This is a genomic window from Veillonella parvula, assembly GCF_018378075.1.
Taxonomy (GTDB): Bacteria; Bacillota; Negativicutes; order Veillonellales; family Veillonellaceae; genus Veillonella; species Veillonella parvula_K.
Genome location: NZ_JAGZYE010000004.1, coordinates 132916 through 152140 on the forward strand (window position 1 = coordinate 132916; position 19225 = coordinate 152140).

Below are 19225 nucleotides of genomic sequence, written 5' to 3' on the forward strand. Positions count from 1 at the left end.
GTATCGGACTGCTTTCACCGGCACCGATACGAGTGTTAGTCTTGGTTGAAAGGAGGTTATACCCATGAGCAACCAACAAGTTGATAACTTGGTAGAGTTATTGGATGGTTATTCCCAAAAGGGCGGCCATCATTTGAACGTTAACGTGTTTACTCGTGAAACATTGTTAGACGCTCAAAAACATCCTGAGTTGTACCCTCAATTGACGATTCGTGTATCCGGTTATGCGGTGCACTTCAACAAATTGACAAAACAACAACAGGACGAAGTTATTTCCCGTACATTCCATCAACGTATCTAATCGAGGTTTCCTATGACTGGACGTATTCATTCGGTTGAAACGATGGGTACGGTTGATGGTCCAGGCATGCGCATGGTGGTATTTCTTCAAGGATGCCCCATGCGCTGTGCTTATTGCCATAATCCTGATACATGGGATGAAACTAGCGATAATGCTAAATTCATGACCGTAAAGGAATTATGGGACCAGTACGAACGTAACCGCCAATTTTATACTAATGGTGGTATCACCGTCACAGGTGGGGAAGCTCTTATGCAAATCGACTTTGTTATTGAGCTTTTCACATATTTCCGTGAAAGAAACGTCCATACCTGTTTAGATACAAGTGGAATTTGTTTTGACCCCCACCAAGAGGTGGCATACCGTAAATTACTCAGTGTAACTAGTCTCGTCATCCTAGACATTAAGGAAATCGATCCAGCCAAGCATTTATGGTTAACGGGTAAACCGTTAGAGCCCATTCTCGGGTTTGCTCGATTGACGGCAGACGTGGAAGTTCCGATTTGGGTTCGTCACGTAGTAGTCCCTACGATTACAGATAATGCCGATCGTCACTATCGTCTAGGCTTTTTCCTAGGATCTCTGAAAAATTTACAAGCCGTTGATTGCTTACCTTATCACGTTATGGGTATTGCTAAATATAAGGAGTTAGGTATTCCCTATCGCCTAGAGGGCATCCCAGCTGCAACGAAAGATATTGCAGCTAAAGCGACAAGAACCGTGGTGGAAGGCATCAAGGCCTATAGACGCCATTGGTGGAGTCCCATCAAAACACAACATCAATCATAATCAAGTTTGAGGATAACTACCTCCCTTGATATATATAAATATATATACCAAGACTTGATCTATGATAGCCCTAATCAATAGAGCCGCCCCCATACAACCGGGGACGGCTCTTATTGCATTTAAATAAACTTTCTATCATACAAACGGGCAGCGATGAGGACCACTAAACAAGATCCCACATTATGCACTAATGCACCTGTAGTAGGCGTCAAAACCTCAAGCAATGAGAGAATAATAGCGATACAATTAATGACCATTGATAAAGCAATACTAAATTTTATAGTTTTAATCGTAGCATCTGATAATCGTTTAATATAAGGAATTTTACTAAGGTCATCACTCATCAAAGCAATGTCTGCTGTTTCTATGGCAATATCACTACCAATAGTCCCCATTGCAATACTCACATCAGCAGTCTTCATAGCCGGTGCATCGTTAATTCCATCGCCAACCATACAAACCTTATGATGTTTCCCTTGCAATGATTCGATAATACTTACTTTTTCTCCTGGTAAAAGCTCCGCATGTATTTCGGAAACGCCAGATTTCTTTCCAATATATGTAGCTGCTTCTTTACTATCACCAGTAAGTAATACTGTTGTCATATCTAAGCTTGAGATAGCAGATATCATATTTATCGCATCATTTCGCATTGTATCAGATAATGTAATGATACCTATAATATGCTCTTTATCTGCAATAATGACAGATACCTTTCCTTCACTTCGATATACATTAATGGCTTTTTGAATAGAATCACATACAATAATATTATGCTCTTCAAGAAATCGTTCATTTCCACAATATAATTCCCGACCTTTTATTACGGCTATAATCCCTTTACCTACAGACATCGTAAATGAAGTAGTATCAAGTATTTCTAAATCTTGCTCTATGGCATGAGAAACGATAGCCTTGCCAATAGGATGTTCGCTCTTAGCCTCTACAGATGCAGCTAATTGAAGAATATCAATCTCACTATAATCTGTATCAACGGCTAAAATAGATTGAACTGATAACTGACCACGTGTTAATGTGCCGGTTTTATCAAATGCCATGGTATCTACTTTTCCCATAGTTTCAAGAATTTCACCAGATTTAATAATAACGCCATGTTTAGTAGCTTGACCAATAGCGGCCATAACCGCAGTAGGTGTAGCAAGCACCAATGCACAAGGACAAAACACAACCAACACAGTAACACCGACGATGATATTTCCAGTTACTAGATAGCCTATACATGCAATCATCAATGCAATAGGCACCAATCGACTAGCAACAGTATCAGCTATGCGCTGAATCGGAGCCTGTTTCTGTTCTGCATTTCGAATAAGCTGAATCATTTTTTGAATAGAACTATCTTCGCCCACTTTAGTAGCTATAATATCTATGGCACCAAAACAGTTAATAGTTCCACCAAATACATCATCATCAATTGTTTTATCAACAGGTATAGACTCTCCTGTCATAATGGATTGATCTACCGTTGTTTCACCGTTAATGATTCGCCCATCTACAGGTATCGTTTCGCCCGGAAGGATTCGTAAGTAATCACCACGGTGTATAGACTCTACGGAAATCATTATTTCTTTGTTATCTTGTATTTTACGACCCTTAACAGGTGCTAACGAAATTAACTTTTTTAACCCTTTTTTTGCTCGCTCCGTAGTTGATTCTTCAAGGAGAGCGCCTAAAGCCATAATAAACGCTACCTCACCAGCCGCAAATATATCTCCGATGGCAACGGCTGCAAACATAGCCATGGAAATCAATAGAGCTGATGAGATTTTACTAATTCCCTTATTATATACGATCCTTCGAATAGATAAATACACAAGAGGAAAACCACAAATAATAACGGTAACCCAAGAAGGCTCAAAAGGGAATATATTTTGAAACGGACTCTGTCCACCAAACTCCTCTATCAAATGCGGAATCCCATCAAGCAGTAAAAATAGCCCTGCTAAAATCGTCATATATAAACCAGATAATATATCATGTATTCGATGTACCATACAGCAATCCCCTTATCAGACTTTCACTATCAATATGAATTGAATTATAACTATACTTACAGTACAATAATTACGATAGCGAACACTTTGTTCACTTTAATTGTATCAACCTATGGTTTTAATACAATATATAAAACATCATATATGTTCATTACGGAACATATATGATGTTTTGTACTAAAAGTATGACAGGAGTTAATATGGATCGTAGACAGAAAAGGACTCGTAAAGCCATATTTATAGCTTTTAACGACTTATTATCTAATAAGGCATATGACAAAATCACCGTTCAGGAAATCATTAGTGCTGCAGATATTGGACGCACCACATTTTATGCTCATTTCGACACAAAAGAGGCATTACTAGAAGCCCTCTGCGAAGACTTGTTTTTACATATAAAAGATAGTATTAATCATTTACCTCATGCTCATGGTCTTTATCAACAAAGTGTTTACCCCGTCTCAGTATTTGGTCATTTATTACAACATTTACAGCAAAATGAAAATAAAATCCTCGAACTACTAGCTAGTGATAATAACGAAATCTTTTTGCGCTATTTTAGAGATCATCTAAATGAGTTGGTGCAAGGATATTTCATCAATCAAGACCGTAAAGCAAATACAAATCTACCGGATGACTTTATTATCAATCATATTTCAGGTAGTTTTGTCGAAATGGTGTTATGGTGGGTAAAAAACGGCATGAAAGAATCACCTACAAAATTAGACAATTACTTTCATGCCGTTATAGAACCTATTATATAATTAGGGTATTCGGATTTTATGGTGGAAAAGGGCTTATAAATCACCCTTCTCCAAATTCTTAATAAGTGTGGAAAAATCGACACCTAAGTTGTCTGTAATGTCGTGATCATTCACTTCATACCAATTGAAAGTATCGTATAACATAGCTTTATTGAAAGCACTTGAATTAAATCGTGGCTTACGCTTTTTATGGAGCTTCTCATTGAAAAGGATTTTGGCTCGTAAGGCATCAAACGAGTAACCTCTACCCATTCGCTCTACCTGCCTAATAATGCTGTTAATTGACTCCGTATAAGCATTAGTTAGCCTTTTATCAAAGTAGTTGAATATTTCAACATGCCAGTTGTCTACGGCTCTCACGAGGTCTTTATATGCGTCTTTAGAGTTGCTGGACATACAACGGTGTCTCCATTGACTATAACGAAGATGACCTTCATCTGGATCAGGAGTATCCCATATCCAGTAAAACTCTTCTTTGAGTTCATAGGCTTCTTTTAAAGCAGGAAGATTACCTAACCAAGTATCTAAGAGGAATGATTCACGTTCATTTAGATCGTGTTTACGCTTTAGAAGGATAAACCTTTCACGCATAAGGGTACGTCTTTCTTTTTGGCTCATATGGGCTTTCAAAGACTTTCTGACGTTATCTCTAAGGCTTGATTAGCCATTCTAACTACATGAAACTTATCTACGACAACTTTAGCGTGTGGAAGGATAGTGTTCACTGCGTCTTTGTAGGGCTTCCACATATCCATTGTGACGTACTCAATGTAAGTCCTGTCACTGATTTCTGAAAGACGTTGGATGACTGTTTCCTTGTTACGGTTAGGCTTGATGTCATAAATAGTCCTGCGTTCAATATTAGTCAATACAAGCCGAGGTCTACGGATAATATGTATCTCGTCTATCCCAAGCCACTTAGGAGTTTCAAACTGGTATTCACGTTCTTTGAGTGCCACATAGTCCTTAAAAACGTTCCTAATGGTTTTCTCGTCAACACCAACGCTTTCTGCGACTTCTACAAAGGTCTTAGACATGGATTGCTCTTGAATGGACTTTAAAAGCCTTTTGGTCATACTACGCTTTTCATCTACAGATATAGGCGTTCCCAGAAGGTAGATCCGCATTTACGACACTTGTATCGTCTACGGTTCAATTGTAAGCCCACTCGCTTTAAACGAATGGGCAAATCCATAATTAGTTGATTTCTTGAACTGTGTTTGTACAACTTGTCAAAACCACATTCAGGACAACGTTCAGGTGGTCCGACTGCTTCAACTTTAAACGTCATATCGGTTTCATTTTTTTGTGGCGGTTCTATTGTTTTAATGTCTGGTAGGGATAATAAGTCTGACATATTATTCATCCTTTATTACTCAGCGGTGTTAAGGTATCAATTATAGATTTGATGTCGAAATCATCAGTGTTAAATTATTTTTGTGACCACAAATGCACTTAGAAAATCCCTTAAAGCATTAGCTGGTTCACTTGAATAGGGAGTTGTAAAAAAGTTCCCTTAGCCTGCACAACAAGATAATTTCGAAATATCTTTATCGAACGTAAGTGCAACTAATTTTAGCCCTTCAGCCATTGTTAAATATGGTGCTAGGGTTTCTGTTAAATCTTCTATCGTTAAGCCAAATTTAACAGCTAATGATGCTGCATAGATGACATCTCCTGCATTTTCAGATACAATATGAACCCCTAATACTTTTAGTGTTTCTGCATCTGCTACTAGTTTAAATACACCGGTTGTTTCACGGTTTACAATTGCTCTTGGAACAGCATCTAAAGGTAATACAGATGTCTTCACATCATACCCTTTCTCTTTTGCTTGTTCTTCTGTTAAACCAACCGTTGCAACCGTCGGATTCGTAAACGTAACAGCAGGAACTACCGATAAATCTATTTTTTTGTTTAATCCACCAATAGCATTATCAGTAATAATTCCACCTTCATAGGCTGCTACATATACAAATTGTGGTCCTAAAGTCACATCTCCTGCTGCATAAATCTTTTCATTACTTGTTTGACCAAAATCATTGATCAGGATTTCATTATTTTTTCCAGTTTCAACACCTGCTGCACTTAAATTTAAAGAATCCGTATTTGGTTTTCTTCCAGTGGCAACAAGTAACTGATCTGATTCAATGACTTCTCTACTGCCATTTACTGTTACGTAAACCCTTTTTATCTCTCCACTTTGTTCAACACGCTCAAAAGTTGCCCCTTTGACAAGGTTTATACCCTGTTCAATTAACGCTTTTTCAACTGACTCTGAAATCTCAGGATCATACTCCTTTAAAAGTCGCTCACTTCTTTGCATAAGCGTTATTTCTGAACCTAAATGATGAAATAGTTGTCCAAGCTCCATTCCAATGTATCCTGAACCAATTACAGTTAATCGTTTTGGTATTTTCTTTAACTCAAGAAGTGTTGTACTAGTTAAATAGTCCATTTTTTCAAGTCCTGAAATTTGGGGCAACGAAGGCGATGCACCTGTTGCAATTAAAAAGCGTTTTGCAGATAACTTTGCCCCATTGACCTCAACCGTACTAGCATCAACGAATTTTGCTTCACCTTTAATTAAATCAAAATTATATTCATCAATTAAATCCATATATTTTTGATTCCGAAGTTCGCTCACCAATTTATCCTTTTGCGTGATTAAACTAGCTAAATCCACTTCTCCAGCGGATGTTTGTAAACCTATAAACGGATTGTCTTTTGATAAATGATTGATTTCCCCTGCCCTAAGAAGAGTTTTTGACGGAACACAGCCAATATTCACACAGGTTCCCCCAACCGTTCCACGCTCAATCATTCCAACTTTTGCACCGTATTCTATAGCTTTAATTGCCGAAGAAAAGGCAGCAGCACCAGAACCAATAATAAGAAGGTCATAATTGTCTTCATTAATTAACGCCACGTTTTCTAGTGATGATACTTCTTCAATTTCTCCGGCTTGGTAATTTGCTTCATCAATCGCCTTTATTGCACTTTCAACCTCAATATCATCGGGCAGTTCAAATACTGCTTCACCACGACGATAACTAGACTCAATATTTTTAGCACCTATCTTTTCAAGTGCTGATTCTACGTGTTTTTCACAACCCGTACAAGTCATTCCTGAAATGTTTACCTTAAATTTATTCATAAAAAAGCTCCTTTCGTTAATTAATCTCTCATGTTAATGTTTCTATTATTGGACACGAATGTAATTGCTTTTCATCTGGACATCGTTGTTTTAAGTCGTCTAACATAGTTTCAATTCGTTTTAAATCCTCTATTTGTTTTTGCACTTCCTTTTGTTTTTTAGAAACAAATTCGAACATATCTTGACAACGAACTTCATCTTTATCTACAACACCAAGTAATTTATAAATCTCGCTTAAAGAGAAACCAAGTTCCTGTATTCGTTTAATAAACCCAACACGCTTAACGTCATCATATGAATATATCCGATAACCAGCTTCCGTTCGGTGAGGTTCTTGTAATAAATTTTTTCGCTCGTAATATCTGATCGTTTCTTTATTAACTCCACATTTATCTGCAAACTCACTAATGCGATAAATCATCTTATTTCACCCCCTGAATATTATAAACCATGTACCATAGTACACGGTCAAGTAAATTGGACTATTTTATTTTTTCCCCAAAGTATCACTCGTATGTGATTGATACTTTTATATAATACTATTGATTATCCTAACATCCCACCAGAAAATCCGATTTAAACACCAGTTGTTTTTAAACTATTAAGAAAGTAATTCCACTATATATTCCGAAGACCCTATAATTATTAAAATTCTATCAAGATACAACATTGATTGGTTCCCCCTTAAAGAAGGCTTGTACATTATCTCGAATAATGCCTACCAAGCGTTGACGTGTTTCAAGGCCTTTCCAACCCATGTGCGGAGTAATGATGACGTTATCTAGTGTATAGAGAGGACTATCCTCTGCAGGAGGCTCTACCTCCTGTACATCAAGACCGGCTCCAACAATGCGTTTAGCGGCTAATGCTTCACAAAGGTCCCTTTCATTAATAAGAGGTCCACGACCCGTATTCACAATGACCGCATTAGGTTTCATCTTACTGATTGTTTCTTTATTAATAAGATGTTTAGTTTGGTCATTTAGCGGGCAATGTAAGGAAATATAGTCACTATTTTCTAGCAATTCATCAAGGCTCACATAACGAATGCCATCGCCATCAGCCTTTGGTGTACGTGTATGCACTAAGATGTTCATGCCTAGTGCTTTTGCAACTTTGATGACTTCCATACCGATGTGACCAGCTCCGACAACACCTAAGGTTTTACCATTCACTTCTGTATGGCTCACTTGAAGGTATTTCGTGAAATTGCTGCGATTACCTTTAGCCAGCATACCAATTTGTTGCTGCATGGTAGATGCAAAATTGAGGATCATCATGATCACCGTATGTGCTACACGCTCTGTGCTATACGCAGGAATATTGCACACAGTGATGCCCTTTTTCTTTGCTGCGTCAAGGTCAATATTATTATAGCCAGTACCTGCTTCTACGATAAGCTCTACAGTATCAGGAAATTGTGAAAGCAGATCGGCACTTACAGGCAATTCTTTTGTAACCACAACACGAGCACCTTGAATCCGTTCAATAAGCTCAGCATTCGTACTATCTTCGTAGACCTGCACATCATTAGATAATATGGAGAAATCCAATGCATGGTCATAATTCATTTTGCCTGCATTTACCACTACTACACGTTCACTCATGAGAACCTCCTAAATTGAATAGCTTTAAATATATGTAATACTACTTCTATATAGATTATACTATTATTTATATAAATTTATACTAAAATAACTTCTATTATATATCAACTACCTATACCAATTAATATACTTTCACAACTAATTAGTATACTTTCACAATTATTGTATATAATATATGTATAAATCCTATAAAATTCAAAGTAAAACTCATTTTTCTGTATATAACTTTCACAAAAGTATTGTGTAATTCCCCAAAAGTTATAAAATAAGAGTAATGTTATATAGAATTGAGGAATACCATGAGACCCACCTATTTGACCATAAATACAAGTCTCGTTCGCGAGAATTTGCGTAAAATTAAAGATAGTTTGCCTGAGTGGAGCACATCTACAGCTGTTATCAAGGCCAATGGCTACGGCCACGGCAGCGTTATGATGGGCCGTATTGCTGTGGAGGAAGGTTACGAATCCTTAGCCGTTGCTATTCCAGAGGAGTCCGTACCACTTCGCAATGCAGGTATTATGGTACCTATTTATTTATTAGGACTCACAAGGCCACAATCCTTTGAACTTGTGGCAGACACTAATTCGATTCCTGCCGTTTGTGAATCTACCGACTTGGAATCACTCAATAAAGTAGCCGATAATCACGACATGATTATTCGCGTTGCTGTTGCCGTTGATACAGGCATGCATCGCATCGGTATCAAGCCTGAGGATGCCATTGAGTTTATCAAACGCATTGAGTCCTACGAAAATTTGGAAATAGACGGATTCTTCTCCCACATGAGCAATGCTGATGCGGCGGATCAATCACACGCCCATAGCCAAACGCAAAAATTTCATCGCATGGTGGATGAAATACGAGCATTCCGTCCAGAAGCAGATTACCGTTTCTCCCTCGCCAACAGTGCAGGTCTTTTATCTGTCAAAGATAGTCTATTCACAGATGCTCGTCCTGGTATTATTCAATACGGTATCATGCCATCCCTTGATGTACCAAATCGATTGGGCTTAAAGCCAGTTTTATCCTTCCATAGTGAAGTTGTTCATGTGCAACATATCCCTGCTGGCGAAGGTATCGGATATGGGTCTACCTATATCACAACTGAGCCAATGACGATTGCTACTATCCCGGTAGGCTATGCGGATGGTTATCCTCGGAGTTTATCCAATCGAGGTACCGTACTGATTCATGGTACGCGTTGCCCTGTAGTAGGTCGCATTTGTATGGACCAATTCATGGTCGCCGTTCCAGATACAATTACCGTAAAGCCAGGCGATAAGGTGGTTCTTCTAGGTTCCCAAGGTCATGAAAGTATTTCTGCACTAGAAATTGCAGCCCTTGCTTCTACTATTCCATACGAAATATTCTGTGGATTCTCAGAACGAGTACCGCGACAATATATATAAATAAAACAACCATGTTAGATCTCATAAGAGTCTATATTCATAACAAAAGAGCAGATGCTTCCTATAACATCTGCTCTTTTTACCTTTACTAAAAACTTATAATCTTATATCTACCATTTGATATAAAGAAATTTTCTTACAAAAAAAGCCCGTATCACATGCAGCGGTCTACATGTGATACGGGCTTTCTTGCTCTCCTATACCCAGCGTGCTGTAAAGCAGTTACGTTCTTATTGTGAGAGAGAGTATATATACCAAGTATATAATCTTATGATTCGGAGGGAACCACAATTCATAAGGGGCCCTCTGAACGACAGACGGCATAGGAGAGAGTCAATGTTTGTCTATCCAATCCAGAGGGCTGTGTGTAATTGTTTATTGTGTGTGTTGTTTATTGTGTGTGTTTTTGTGTGTTTTATGTGTTGTGTATGTGTGTGTAAGTGTACTTATGTTATGTGTGTATAGTTTTGAGTGCTTAGTGTTCGTTTTTGAAAGGGTTTGCTTTACAGCGCTATAGAATAGGAGATCAACTTATTTTGCTACCGTCCCTGTTTTAGCATCCAATACAACGGATATCGGTTTATTTTGTGCATCATGGAACTCTATGGTATATAGTGATTTTCCATTTTGATTAGCAAGAGACCACGCATTAATACCAGTCGCTACCTTGCCAGACTGTACGAAAGCTGCATTAATTGCCACATGTGGAGGTATTACTGTTCCGGCATCAATAGCACTAGCTTCCATGGATGCATCGTATGCTTTAGGAGTACCATCAGTTACATTACCAGTAGCCACATCTAGAGTCATAGAATGAGCACCACTAGTATTAAAACCAACTACTTCATAGATGGCAGTTTTACCTTGAGTTTTGAAAGATACATTTGTAATTTTGGAGTTTCCAAATTTGCTTTCGAATTGGTCAATTAAATAATTAGCACCAACTACGAAAATACTATTTTGGTCTACTACGCCTTCTTGCTGGTTGGTTGTGCTAGGTTGTGATTTTCTACTTTTAGAGTTTTTTTTTCCTCTTTAGTAGGCTCTTCTTTATCAGCTTTTTTTTCGTCTTTCACAACTTTTACTTTAGGCGCTTTATCTACTGCAGCTTTTTTAGTATTTTTAACTTCTTTACCATGCTTCGCTACAGAATCAGATTTTTTATCACCACTGCGTACTACTCTTGGTTCACTAGGAGCTTTAGCTACAGATGCAGTTTCAATAGAAGGGACCGCTGCTGCAGGATTTTCTGTACTAGGCACTACAGTTTCTTGAGCTACTGGTGTTTTAACATCTTGTGTAGCTGTTGGAACTGGTGTAGTATTACGAACTGCTGTACCTACTTGATTAGCTTCTGCTACAGGAGCTACCGGAGTTTTAGGTGCAACTGCAGTAGTAGCCACATCTGGAGCCACCGCTACAGTAGGAACTACTGGATCAGTAACTGGTTGTGCTGGAGTCGCTGTACTCGCTGTTTCTTGCGTAACAGGCATTGGAGTTACTGGTTCAGCTGCTGTTACAGCTACAGTGGCACCAAATACGCCAGCCACTGCTAAAGCAATACTACTTTTTAAAATAGATTTTTTCATATTGTCCTCCTTATTAATTCATATACATGCAACTTTACGCATGTATATTTCCAGTCAACTCAATGTCATCATGTAAGTTCCAAAACATATATCTAGCATGGACTTGTAGATATATAGCTTGGAAATTTCAGATATACTTGAGTTTGTCTTTCGACTGGTACACATACTATCGACAGTCTATGAAGTCAAAATGTAGAAGCACTGTTAAAAGCTTATTTTATAGTGAGTTTAGAATGAATTTATATATAATTCCTATGAAATCCTATGGGATTTACTTTATACTTAAAAATTCCATGAAAAACATATCAAAAGCCGTTTATCCCATATATAAGGGATAAACGGCTTCAAAATATACGTATCGATATCTAAAATTTCACATTCATGAGCAAACTTTCACAAAAAATGCCTCAATACTAGTTATTTTTTTAAGAAAAATAGTATTAAGGCATTTAATTATTATATTCAGAATAAAATAACTAGGCACTATTAAGATATAATAACTAGTCAATCATATATTAATCGTCAAATTTAACAGATAGCAATTTACCATTCATTGCATCCATACGCACATGTACCTCTTTATTATCTGCTGTACCAAAGCTAACTTTGTAGACAATTTTACCTTTATCATAGCGCACAGCCCATTCATTAAGGCTCACAGCTTTACCTTTTGTTTGGGCGTAAGCAAAGTTCACCACAGCTGCAGGCGGTAAGATTTCCCGAGGATCAAACGATTTTTTCTTTAGTGATTTATGGAAGTCCCCTTCGCGCTTTTCAAAGATTTGATTAGTAGCATAGATATACGTTAACTCATACTTACCAGATTCATCAAAACCTTCAACATCATACTTAATTTGACCTCCATCTGCATCAAAGGCGATTTCCGTAATTCCTGCATTTGGATGATTTTGGATAAAAGCATTTAATAAACCATTAGCACCTACAATCGCCGCATGGTTGCCATCAACAACTGCCACAGTTGGCTCTACAGCTACTAAAGGGGCTGCACTTGCATTTGGCATGCCAAATGCCGCTGCCAAGGCCAATACAAGGCTACCTTTTACAAAAAATGATCTCATTGGTTCCTCCATATCTCAAACAGTTATCATAACAATATATATACAATTATACACTAAATCAACGCGGTTTATAATCTTTATTTATATAATTAGTGCATATACCTACGCCCTATGATACAATGCACATAGATTCATTTTTGTAACTACATGTGAGCTAACTATGATTTCAATTTACCCCACTATATATCACGCATTTCAATGCAAGGCCGATCAATGCGAAAATACATGTTGTCAGCTGTGGACCATCGATATAGATGAGCCTACTGCTGAACGTTATCATTCCATGACAGGTTCTCTTGGTAAAAGCTTACGCCAAGCCATCACTGTTGATGATGAAGGCAGTCATTTTATCTTTTCTAAAGCACAACCTATGTGTCCCTTACTCAATGAAAAAGGTCTATGCAAAGTAGTTCTTGAATTGGGAGAAGAAGGACTTTGTGATACCTGTCATATGCATCCACGCTTTTATAAATACATTGAAGACTTAGAACTATGTGGCGTTGGATTATCTTGTGAAGCTTCGGTTGAACTATTGGCCCGACAAGAACCAATGGACTTACTCCTTTTTACAATTGAAGATGACCATAATGAATTCAATTCTGAGGAGCGATTAACACTCCACAATGTTTTTGAATTATTAGCCTTTGATTTAGATCCTAATCTATTCAAATATACGCCAAAGCCCTCAAAACAGTCTTTCAAAGAACTATTAGACCTATATAAACAAACGGAACCCATCGATGAGAATTGGACAGCACAAGTTAATACATTATCTAGTAAACTAGACCAACTCATCACATCCGTACAGACCTATATACAGCAAGAGGATATGAGCCTATTTAACAAAGTGTACCAATATATATTGTATCGCCAAATCGATATGCTATCAGACTATTCCTTGGAATCTATCTTAGCTTATGCAAAGGATGGTACTGACTATATACTTATAGCCAGCGCATTAGAAGGACAACCCTTAAAGCAAGTTGCAAGATGGTCACAACAAATCGAATACGACGAAAATAATGTAGAACTATTGTTACAACATTACGAAGCTCAACTGGGTTAATGAGCAAAAAACCGCAAGATATTTATCTTGCGGTTTTTAATTCTTATGACAATATATTATTTAAATAATGTATGAACAAAACGAATCCATTGAGGCAATACGGAGACAGATAATAATGCCACAACAAACATAACAATATAAGTTTTAACGATACCTAGTTCAACATAACGTCTCATTAATTGGGCTGCAATGAACACAGCATAATACTGGCTGAACATCGTAATAAGATAGGCCATATCCCCTACATATTTTTGAAGAGACAAAGAGAAAAAAATAATCCCTAGTATATGAATTAATACTAAGACAACCGTGCGAAGTGCATTTGTATAAGCTAATCCATATATATAATTGCGCAATACCCCACCATAAGTACCACGACCACCTAATAAAACAAGTAAGCGCCATATAACAAATGAACCGATGATAATTTGAAAAATTAAAAATACAGAACTTGCTAAAATACTAATTACATCAAAATGAGTTAACCCAGTAATCCGTTTAATTCCGAGCATTGGAGATATAACTTTCACCATAAACGGTAAGCTATAGGTCATTATATATAATACAATAGTAGATACGACTAGATTCAGAATGGCTCTTGTATGAGATCCATAATTGATAATATTCTGAAAAGATTGTTCGCTAAGCCTGGTAAATAAATGCAATATATCCTTATTCCATGTCATAAATGCTCCTTTTAGTTTAAAACTAGTAAAAAAGGACGAGCTATGTCTCGTCCTAGATATATCATATGTATTTTATCGAGTCAACATATAAATCCATTCAAACACGTGTGCTACCAAAAGAGCAATCAACATTAGAATCAAACCTTCATAAGGGGTCCCATTAATACATGCTCCCACAATACGTCCAATAGTTTGTAACAATAATACGGTACTTAAAACACATAGCACAATCATACAGAAGCCAATGATTGCTTGCAGTATTAATGGTACCGAAGTTAAAATCAGCATAATCCCTGCTGTAAAAGTAATCAATGCCACAACAAGTTGAGCAAATGACATGATATGCAAAATACCAGTTGTAACAGTTCGAACATAAAATTTACGCTGTTGAGCAACCGCATAAACTATAATGATACATGCCATGAAAATAACTTTTCCGATTACCCATGCAAAGCGACCCATATTCCAAAATTCTCTAGGACTACCCATCTGTTCCAAAAAAAGTTGTATTTCATGTTGACCTACTGGAAGAGATAGCGATTCCCACCTTACTAATAACGAAGAATTGCGTATAAACGCACGTATAGCATCTAAATATACGCCTTCACCTACAATAGTAAATTGATAACATATGAGTGTTAATAGCAGCATTCCTATGAGTTGCCCATAGGCAATATCAAAGTGATACATACGAGGATTATTCTCTTCAATAGGGTTTAATAAACGATAGATAAACTGCATTAAACCCACCATCATAGGTATCACCACCTTTTACACAATATACATACACAACATTTAAGTTTGAATACTATAACATACAACACACAATAAGGAACTATAAAAAATAGTTCCTTTTCATTTTCCGTTCATCATTATAGCACAAAACACATATCTTTTCATACTTTAATTATCCCAATGTAATGGGTCTTTCAAGCCTTTTTCCTTATAAAATACAGAGAAAAGCTATTAGAAGATTATATATAATCAGCTAATAGCTTTTTAGTAGAAAAGGGCTGTTTTATTACAGCCCCTTTCATATTTTTCATGTTATGTAATTATCTGGAACTAGCAAGTACTACCATACCAATCAAGATACCTAAAATGATTACAGGAATTAAACTCGTAATAATAGAAATGCCAAAAGTTGCTAAATGGGATTTATTAATTTGGCGACTCAATAATGTTAAGCATACCCAGAATGTATAGACTGCAAAAGCTATCGTTGCGAATATAATAATAGTTATCCATACAATACTACCTACTGTAGAATCAGGATGAGAGCCTAGTAGCAGCAAAAATGGCAATGATAGTAATAGGAAGCCAATGAAATATACTAAGCCCATAATCTGATTATAAGCTTGTTCGTACCACATGATTTTTAACACAGACTCATATGTAGTATGGGCATCAAATTTATTGGCGACCCAAGAGAAAATCGCAGAATAAATAGCAATACCAATAAAAGCAAATAGCAAGCCAACCGCTAGGCCTAATATACCGGCCCCAGAAAGAGCCGCCGCACCAGTAAGTGCAACACTAAGTTTATCCACAAATATCATACTCAAAAAAGTAGGTAGAATATTTGAAAATACGAATGCCACCAATGCCAAAGCTACTGTAGCATAGAACCCTTTTCGACAAGATCCATGCTCTACAATCTGTGGAATACCGCGTTTAAAGGGAGCTACCACAAGCTGCCAAATATCTGAATACCATTTTGTTTCCATAAAACCTCCAAAACACCTATATTTCTTTAATTGTAACACAAACTATATTTAAACCGTCATGGACAACATTATACCTCCCACACCAAAGATGAAGGATATTATGTAAAAAGAAATTCCCGTTATCCAAAGATTTAGACCAAATTGCTTATAGGTAACTTGCCCCTTCAAAATAATAACTATGGTCAAGCCCTTTCATCAGCAACCCCTGATTTATTAATGATAACCATATTAGGTTTCCTTTTTATTTCATCTATTAATATATTATACTATATAATTCAAATTTTAAGACATTATTCTAACCTATTATAACGCAAAAAAGCAGCCCTTAGGGCTGCTCTTTCGTTTATCTTATTGCAAAGATGCTGCAATTTTTGTAAGGTTTTCATCCATACGTTCTAAGTATGTTTTATTATCTTCGTTACTTTCGATAGTGTAAATTGTTTCTACCTTAGCTCCTACTTCTTGTGCCAAAGTTTTGGATACTTCTGGACTAGCCATTTCTTCTGCAAAGATAGTAGTAATATGGTTTTCTTTAGCGTATTCGATGAGTTTAGCCAATTGTGCTGCATTAGGTTCACCTTCAGCAAATACATCTTCCACACTATTTTGTTCTAAACCAAAGTCACGGCATAGGTACGCAAACGCTGCATGGCCTGTAACAAAGTTTTTATGAGGAGCTTTAGCGAATTGCTCTTCATATTTTTTAATCATTGCATCTAATTTAGCAATGTATTCAGTATAATTCTTTTCATAATAATCCTTGTTTGCTGGGTCAACTTTTACAAGGGCATCCTTGATATTTTTCACTTCAATTTTAGCATTTTTCAAAGATAACCATGCATGAGGATCTTCTGCACCATGTTCTTTAATTTCTTCTGGATCAGTATTTTTAATAGCTTCAACGCCTTCAGTAGCTACAACAGATACGAGTTTATCATTCTTAGCTGCTTCGATAGCTTGTTTTGCCCAAGGCTCCATACCAAAACCGTTATACACAAACACTTGAGCTGTTGCCAATTGTTTCATATTTTCAGGTTTCAACTCGAAATCATGTGGTTCTACACCATCTGGTATAATAGTAGATACCTCTACCTTGTCACCACCAATAGCCTTTGTAAACTCAGCCATTGCATTAAAACTTGTTACCACTTGGATTTTTTTACCTGCTTGTTCCTTCTGTGCATTCGGTGCATCATTGCCACAACCTGCAAATAAAGCAGCCATCATAATACCTACAACTAACAAAATCAGTTTCTTGATCATCGTAGTCCTCCTTTGTAAAATCCTGATCGCTATGCCTATACAGAATACACTCTATTCTTTAGTTGCAGTTGCGACTCAGTTGCATTTGTAATATAGTTATAGTATAAACTTACTTAGAATTTTGTCAATCAGAAATGTGGTTTTCATATGTTATCAATAGAACATCTTTATTTTTCCTATCAAGGTCAACCTCCTTATGTGCTAAACGACCTTAATTTACATATTCACAGTGGTGATTATATATCCATCGTTGGGGATAATGGGTGTGGTAAAAGTACCTTACTCCGTCTTATTTTAGGTTTTCTTACACCGGTAAAAGGTTCTATCAAGCGAAGCACCAATAATATTCGGTATGTGTCTCAAAAAAATGACTTCTCTCACGCAGGCTTTCCTATTACGGTAAAAGAAATCCTCGATTCCTACCGAAAACTTTTAAAGATTAAGGATAAGCAGGAAGTCAATCGCGTATTAGAGCTTACCCATATGACGGAATTTAAAGACCGTCTCATTAGTAAACTTTCAGGTGGACAAGCTCAGCGTGTATCTATCGCCCGTGCCCTCATCGGTAAGCCAGATCTCATCATTCTCGATGAGCCTTCAACGGGTATCGACAGAAAAAGCCAAGAGGGCATCTATGCTCTACTTCGCAATTTGAACCAAGAGCACCATATTACGATTATCTCTGTTGAGCACAATATCGAAATGGCCTTAGCCAACTCAACTAATATCTACCATATTGCAAATGGTCAAGGTCACCTTTGCTCCCCTGAGCAATATGCTAGTGAAATCATGCACAGTACAGATCGCAATCCAATAGATCACGAAAACTGCTCCTGTTTCACAGATGTAACAACAGAGTCTCAGGCTCAGGCCGATGATACCACAATTGAGGAGGTGCACCATGTTTAATTATGATTTCATGCAAAATGCCTTCTTCGTAGCGATTTGTATTTCTCTTTTATGTCCATGTATTGGTATCTTCATGGTGCTACGCCGTTCCAGTATGATTGGGGACACCATGAGTCATGCATCTCTAGCAGGTATTACGCTAGGTTTATTGACGAATACTAATCCAATTTTAGGGGCTTTTATCTTTACTGCTATCTGTGGTGCACTCATCGAGTTCTTGCGAAAATATTTTTCACACCATCTCGATTTGATTCTTACTATAATCTTATCCCTCAGCATTGGTACAGCTATTACGCTTATTAGCTCAGGCAAACTAAAGGCTAACGCAAATGTATTCTTTTTTGGTAGCATCCTAACGGTAAACGCAACTGATATGATTAGTATTGCTGTGCTTACAATCTTATCTGTACTCACCTTATATTTCCTATACAACTCACTTCTTTACATCGCCTATGACGAAGAGGCCGCTCGTGTAGCAGGTGTTAAGGTAGATTTTATTAACTATATCTTTGCCATCTTAATGGCTGCAGCCGTATCAATTTCTATTAAAATTGTTGGTGTCCTCGTATTGAGTGCCATGATTGCGTTACCTGTAGCATCTGCATTACAATTAGAAAAAGGATTTAAAATAACTTTATTATGCTCCATTGGATTTAGCTTGCTCGCTATGATCATTGGACTCTTTGGATCCTACTTCCTTAACGTAGCTCCTGGTGGCTTCGTATCTCTAACATCGGTAGGTATTTTACTAGTAGTATTAGTCATTAAGAATATTCGAGCTATCATACGACGCATGCAGTTTAGCAAATAAACTAAAACAATCATTAATATGTTTAGATATAAACAACATAGCTAGTTAGA

At 37.1% G+C, this 19225-nt stretch carries 18 protein-coding genes and 1 pseudogene; 7 read left to right on the top strand and 12 right to left on the bottom strand.

What is annotated here, in order from left to right; genetic code table 11:
• Positions 1 to 64 precede the first annotated feature (64 nt).
• The gene (gene grcA3 / locus KH286_RS05400) at positions 65 to 301 is read left to right on the top strand and encodes an autonomous glycyl radical cofactor GrcA3 (RefSeq protein WP_004693956.1); all 237 of its coding nucleotides are present in this window, start codon (positions 65 to 67) and stop codon (positions 299 to 301) included.
• Positions 302 to 313: 12 nt separating this feature from the next.
• The gene (gene pflA, locus KH286_RS05405; RefSeq protein WP_004693958.1) at positions 314 to 1090 is read left to right on the top strand and encodes a pyruvate formate-lyase-activating protein; all 777 of its coding nucleotides are present in this window, start codon (positions 314 to 316) and stop codon (positions 1088 to 1090) included.
• Positions 1091 to 1209: 119 nt separating this feature from the next.
• On the opposite strand, the gene KH286_RS05410 is transcribed toward pflA, so the two are convergent.
• Complete coding sequence (locus tag KH286_RS05410) at positions 1210 to 3105, bottom strand: heavy metal translocating P-type ATPase (RefSeq protein WP_024061717.1); 1896 nt, start codon at positions 3103 to 3105, stop codon at positions 1210 to 1212.
• A gap of 200 nt (positions 3106 to 3305) precedes the next feature.
• On the opposite strand from KH286_RS05410, the gene KH286_RS05415 reads away from it, so the two are divergent.
• The gene (locus KH286_RS05415; RefSeq protein WP_004697862.1) at positions 3306 to 3869 is read left to right on the top strand and encodes a TetR/AcrR family transcriptional regulator; all 564 of its coding nucleotides are present in this window, start codon (positions 3306 to 3308) and stop codon (positions 3867 to 3869) included.
• Between the two features lie 33 nt (positions 3870 to 3902).
• On the opposite strand, the pseudogene KH286_RS09620 reads toward KH286_RS05415, so the two are convergent.
• The 4 genes and pseudogenes from KH286_RS09620 to KH286_RS05445 form a co-directional block, all read right to left on the bottom strand.
• Positions 3903 to 5226: pseudogene (locus KH286_RS09620) on the bottom strand (ISL3 family transposase).
• 159 nt (positions 5227 to 5385) lie between these two features.
• Positions 5386 to 7026, bottom strand: a complete 1641-nt coding sequence (gene merA, locus KH286_RS05435; protein WP_001031935.1) for a mercury(II) reductase — start codon at positions 7024 to 7026, stop codon at positions 5386 to 5388.
• 28 nt (positions 7027 to 7054) lie between these two features.
• Positions 7055 to 7447: an Hg(II)-responsive transcriptional regulator gene (merR, locus tag KH286_RS05440; RefSeq protein WP_001863748.1), complete on the bottom strand. Its 393-nt coding sequence runs from the start codon at positions 7445 to 7447 to the stop codon at positions 7055 to 7057.
• 235 nt (positions 7448 to 7682) lie between these two features.
• Entirely contained in the window at positions 7683 to 8633 is a 951-nt protein-coding gene (locus KH286_RS05445) for a 2-hydroxyacid dehydrogenase (protein ID WP_215676278.1), read from the bottom strand.
• Between the two features lie 299 nt (positions 8634 to 8932).
• Here KH286_RS05445 and alr point away from each other — a divergent pair, with 299 nt between their 5' ends.
• On the top strand, positions 8933 to 10045 hold the full coding sequence (alr, locus tag KH286_RS05450) for an alanine racemase (protein ID WP_278617727.1): 1113 nt from the start codon (positions 8933 to 8935) through the stop codon (positions 10043 to 10045).
• A gap of 531 nt (positions 10046 to 10576) precedes the next feature.
• Here the strand turns inward: alr and KH286_RS05455 are convergent.
• The 3 genes from KH286_RS05455 to KH286_RS05465 form a co-directional block, all read right to left on the bottom strand.
• Complete coding sequence (locus tag KH286_RS05455; protein ID WP_004693966.1) at positions 10577 to 10855, bottom strand: PepSY domain-containing protein; 279 nt, start codon at positions 10853 to 10855, stop codon at positions 10577 to 10579.
• A gap of 158 nt (positions 10856 to 11013) precedes the next feature.
• On the bottom strand, positions 11014 to 11634 hold the full coding sequence (locus tag KH286_RS05460) for a hypothetical protein (RefSeq protein ID WP_004693968.1): 621 nt from the start codon (positions 11632 to 11634) through the stop codon (positions 11014 to 11016).
• Positions 11635 to 12149: 515 nt separating this feature from the next.
• Entirely contained in the window at positions 12150 to 12713 is a 564-nt protein-coding gene (locus KH286_RS05465) for a PepSY domain-containing protein (protein ID WP_004693970.1), read from the bottom strand.
• Positions 12714 to 12873: 160 nt separating this feature from the next.
• Here KH286_RS05465 and fliB point away from each other — a divergent pair, with 160 nt between their 5' ends.
• Positions 12874 to 13779 carry a flagellin lysine-N-methylase gene (fliB, locus tag KH286_RS05470; RefSeq protein ID WP_120055664.1) on the top strand — a complete coding sequence of 302 codons (906 nt, stop codon included), beginning with the start codon at positions 12874 to 12876 and terminating at the stop codon, positions 13777 to 13779.
• Positions 13780 to 13835: 56 nt separating this feature from the next.
• Here the strand turns inward: fliB and KH286_RS05475 are convergent, their stop codons facing one another.
• The 4 genes from KH286_RS05475 to KH286_RS05490 all read right to left on the bottom strand — a co-directional run bounded on the left by KH286_RS05475 (position 13836) and on the right by KH286_RS05490 (position 17455).
• Positions 13836 to 14465: a hypothetical protein gene (locus KH286_RS05475; protein ID WP_120055666.1), complete on the bottom strand. Its 630-nt coding sequence runs from the start codon at positions 14463 to 14465 to the stop codon at positions 13836 to 13838.
• A 72-nt stretch (positions 14466 to 14537) separates the two neighbouring features.
• The gene (locus tag KH286_RS05480) at positions 14538 to 15221 is read right to left on the bottom strand and encodes a hypothetical protein (RefSeq protein ID WP_215676276.1); all 684 of its coding nucleotides are present in this window, start codon (positions 15219 to 15221) and stop codon (positions 14538 to 14540) included.
• A 299-nt stretch (positions 15222 to 15520) separates the two neighbouring features.
• A complete protein-coding gene (locus tag KH286_RS05485) occupies positions 15521 to 16192 on the bottom strand; it encodes a hypothetical protein (protein ID WP_021147682.1) in 672 nt (223 codons plus the stop codon).
• 348 nt (positions 16193 to 16540) lie between these two features.
• On the bottom strand, positions 16541 to 17455 hold the full coding sequence (locus KH286_RS05490; protein ID WP_012863825.1) for a metal ABC transporter substrate-binding protein: 915 nt from the start codon (positions 17453 to 17455) through the stop codon (positions 16541 to 16543).
• Between the two features lie 147 nt (positions 17456 to 17602).
• Between KH286_RS05490 and KH286_RS05495 the strand changes: the two genes are divergently transcribed.
• Positions 17603 to 18364 (top strand): metal ABC transporter ATP-binding protein, encoded by a 762-nt coding sequence (locus KH286_RS05495; RefSeq protein WP_105086907.1) that lies wholly within the window; start codon positions 17603 to 17605, stop codon positions 18362 to 18364.
• The gene (locus KH286_RS05500) at positions 18357 to 19175 is read left to right on the top strand and encodes a metal ABC transporter permease (RefSeq protein ID WP_105086906.1); all 819 of its coding nucleotides are present in this window, start codon (positions 18357 to 18359) and stop codon (positions 19173 to 19175) included. The genes KH286_RS05495 and KH286_RS05500 overlap by 8 nt, the downstream gene beginning before the upstream one ends.
• Positions 19176 to 19225: the final 50 nt, after the last annotated feature.

Coding starts and splice junctions, on each gene's coding strand:
- KH286_RS05460 (WP_004693968.1), bottom strand. CDS start 11,634: ATGAAAAAATCTATTTTAAAAAGTAGTATTGCTTTAGCAGTGGCTGGC.
- merR (WP_001863748.1), bottom strand. CDS start 7,447: ATGATTTATCGCATTAGTGAGTTTGCAGATAAATGTGGAGTTAATAAA.
- pflA (WP_004693958.1), top strand. CDS start 314: ATGACTGGACGTATTCATTCGGTTGAAACGATGGGTACGGTTGATGGT.
- KH286_RS05465 (WP_004693970.1), bottom strand. CDS start 12,713: ATGAGATCATTTTTTGTAAAAGGTAGCCTTGTATTGGCCTTGGCAGCG.
- merA (WP_001031935.1), bottom strand. CDS start 7,026: ATGAATAAATTTAAGGTAAACATTTCAGGAATGACTTGTACGGGTTGT.
- KH286_RS05500 (WP_105086906.1), top strand. CDS start 18,357: ATGTTTAATTATGATTTCATGCAAAATGCCTTCTTCGTAGCGATTTGT.
- KH286_RS05475 (WP_120055666.1), bottom strand. CDS start 14,465: ATGACATGGAATAAGGATATATTGCATTTATTTACCAGGCTTAGCGAA.
- KH286_RS05480 (WP_215676276.1), bottom strand. CDS start 15,221: ATGATGGTGGGTTTAATGCAGTTTATCTATCGTTTATTAAACCCTATT.
- KH286_RS05445 (WP_215676278.1), bottom strand. CDS start 8,633: ATGAGTGAACGTGTAGTAGTGGTAAATGCAGGCAAAATGAATTATGAC.
- KH286_RS05490 (WP_012863825.1), bottom strand. CDS start 17,455: ATGATCAAGAAACTGATTTTGTTAGTTGTAGGTATTATGATGGCTGCT.
- KH286_RS05485 (WP_021147682.1), bottom strand. CDS start 16,192: ATGGAAACAAAATGGTATTCAGATATTTGGCAGCTTGTGGTAGCTCCC.
- KH286_RS05415 (WP_004697862.1), top strand. CDS start 3,306: ATGGATCGTAGACAGAAAAGGACTCGTAAAGCCATATTTATAGCTTTT.
- fliB (WP_120055664.1), top strand. CDS start 12,874: ATGATTTCAATTTACCCCACTATATATCACGCATTTCAATGCAAGGCC.
- grcA3 (WP_004693956.1), top strand. CDS start 65: ATGAGCAACCAACAAGTTGATAACTTGGTAGAGTTATTGGATGGTTAT.
- alr (WP_278617727.1), top strand. CDS start 8,933: ATGAGACCCACCTATTTGACCATAAATACAAGTCTCGTTCGCGAGAAT.
- KH286_RS05410 (WP_024061717.1), bottom strand. CDS start 3,105: ATGGTACATCGAATACATGATATATTATCTGGTTTATATATGACGATT.
- KH286_RS05495 (WP_105086907.1), top strand. CDS start 17,603: ATGTTATCAATAGAACATCTTTATTTTTCCTATCAAGGTCAACCTCCT.
- KH286_RS05455 (WP_004693966.1), bottom strand. CDS start 10,855: ATGACTCTAGATGTGGCTACTGGTAATGTAACTGATGGTACTCCTAAA.